Annotated in this window: 1 protein-coding gene; it reads right to left on the bottom strand. The window is 63.3% G+C overall.

Translation table 11 applies throughout. The features are described from left to right. Positions 1-335 (bottom strand): transposase (locus JIN87_RS28050; RefSeq protein WP_200360078.1); only part of this gene is annotated, 335 nt, incomplete at both ends.

Genomic DNA, 335 nt, shown 5'->3' with positions numbered 1-335 from the left:
ACAGGAGGTTCGTCGTTCCCCGAGGGGACGATCGGCTCCACCGACGGACATTCCAGTTTCCTTTCCTGCATGGCGTAGGCTGCTCGCAGGTGCTCTACCATCTCCGGATCGCTCTTGACGAGCGATCCCTGGGAGGCGTCGGCATCGACCAGGCAGCCATCCATGTGCAAGCGCTTCCCTCCGACCAGGCCGCGCTCCACGCACTGGGAAACGCTGCGAAGGAAAATGCTCTCGAAGACCTCCGGCCCCCAGCGTCGTCGGGCCTTGGAGAGCACGCTGTGGTTGGGGATGGCGTCGTCGAGCCCGTATCCAAGAAACCAGAGATAGTCGAGCCG

Source organism: Pelagicoccus mobilis, assembly GCF_016595505.1.
GTDB lineage: Bacteria > Verrucomicrobiota > Verrucomicrobiia > Opitutales > Opitutaceae > Pelagicoccus > Pelagicoccus mobilis.
The sequence above is the reverse complement of the archived record's forward strand: the minus strand, read 5'-3'. Positions and strand labels throughout refer to the sequence as shown.